This is a genomic window from Halorubrum sp. SP3 (assembly GCF_005435195.1).
Classification (GTDB): domain Archaea; phylum Halobacteriota; class Halobacteria; order Halobacteriales; family Haloferacaceae; genus Halorubrum; species Halorubrum sodomense.
In genome coordinates this window covers 1-1414 of record NZ_SGTU01000092.1, presented here as the reverse complement: position 1 = coordinate 1414, position 1414 = coordinate 1, and the positions used below count along the sequence as shown (strand labels likewise).

Here is a 1414-nt window from a genome sequence, read left to right as displayed (position 1 = left end):
GCCACTTGTCAATAATGTCTCCTCTACTTGGCATTATGAGTCCTCATTAACGTCGGCTGCTGTCTCGGTTGCCTCGGGGCCACGATACAGTCGTAGTGTGTGGATTTCAGTTTCCACCTCACCGCTGTACCCTGATGCTATTACTTCAACGTCTTCTTGTGCGCCACCTTGGGTCGTGTGTGCGATTTGTTCGACTCGCTGGCCGTCACAGTACACTTCTCCGATGTAGATGTGTTTTCGGCTCATAGGATGTGCTCTGCTGGTCGTCTGACCGACCAGCGAGCAAAAGAACGGAGGGAGACACGTTACGGGGTCTTGAGCGTGATTGTAACACTCCCCGAGGAGTGCGACAGGAAGTTCTGAACCACGTACACGTCGGTGTTGATTGCCCGTAGCACGTCATTGTACGACACAGCCACAGTCCCGCGAAGGCTTATCTCAAGCAGGTTGCCGAATCGGGCGACTTCAGGCTTCCGAATCACGGTGCTGTCGTGGTCACGGGCTTCGTCCATGATCGCCCGTGCCGTCGTACGGTCAGTCCCGTACAACGGGTCGGTGTGGCTGGTGTCTTTCACCGAAATTGCTCGGGCGGTCCCCTGCGGCTCGACAGACGGCTCGGTGTCAACGGACGGTTCCTCGGTCGTGACCGACGGGTCAACGTCGGCGGAGTCGGTTGCCTTCGACATAATAGCCTGCTACGCTAACGCGGTAGCACGCGGTCGCGTCCGCTTCACGAACGCGACAAGCTCTCGGGCGTCTGACCGCCGTTGAGCAAAAGAGAAAGAAATAGATTAGGACTCACTAGAAAGCGCAAGCGTCTGTGGTGGATCATCAAACTGTTCCTGTGGAACGTACACAGAAGTGAAATCAGCAACAACGCCGTTGTTTTCTTCTGCTTCGTACTTGGCGTAGTTTTTTGTCTCCTCCTCAAATTCTAAGACGGTGGTTGCTTCGTCCATAGGTAACTGACGCTCGGGCGTGTGACTGCCGTTGCGTCGAAAAGCAGCGGACGATTATGCCGCGTTCGTCGGGTGCGTCGGGTTACAGATACACACAGCCCAGTATTTCCCGCACGTCGGACAACGACCATTCAGCGGATCGTCCGTGTCTATCATAGACCGTCAACGCTCCCCGTCTCGCGCCACTCCTGTTGTTCTTCCTCGGTCAAGTTCTCGAACTGTGACTCCCAATGGATCGCCTGTTGTTCACGCTGTTGTTTGTTCATCAGTATGGGTACCGTTCGTGGTAATCCGCAAAAAGCGGTTCGACCACTTCGGTGTGGTACAGCCATTGCTCGAACGCACGGACAGGGAGAAGGATGTCCTGTCGCTTCCCCTTCTTGCCGCCGATGAACGCCTTGTGACCCGTCTGATAGTTCGCTTGAACCACCGTCTTTCGGGGGTTCTCCTCGACT

Annotated in this window: 3 protein-coding genes; all 3 read right to left on the bottom strand. The window is 55.4% G+C overall.

Going from position 1 to position 1414, the window contains the following annotated elements; genetic code table 11:
• Positions 1 to 305: 305 nt before the first annotated feature.
• Positions 306 to 686, bottom strand: coding sequence for a hypothetical protein (locus EXE42_RS15510; protein ID WP_137706907.1), 381 nt, complete (start codon positions 684 to 686; stop codon positions 306 to 308).
• 105 nt (positions 687 to 791) lie between these two features.
• Positions 792 to 959 carry a hypothetical protein gene (locus EXE42_RS18735; RefSeq protein WP_158293732.1) on the bottom strand — a complete coding sequence of 56 codons (168 nt, stop codon included), beginning with the start codon at positions 957 to 959 and terminating at the stop codon, positions 792 to 794.
• 265 nt (positions 960 to 1224) lie between these two features.
• Positions 1225 to 1414: hypothetical protein (locus tag EXE42_RS18730; protein ID WP_158293731.1), on the bottom strand; the 190-nt coding region annotated here is incomplete at its 5' end.

What these genes read in the sequence shown, in the direction of transcription:
- EXE42_RS18735 (WP_158293732.1), bottom strand. Translation starts at nt 959, where the DNA reads ATGGACGAAGCAACCACCGTCTTAGAATTTGAGGAGGAGACAAAAAAC.
- EXE42_RS15510 (WP_137706907.1), bottom strand. Translation starts at nt 686, where the DNA reads ATGTCGAAGGCAACCGACTCCGCCGACGTTGACCCGTCGGTCACGACC.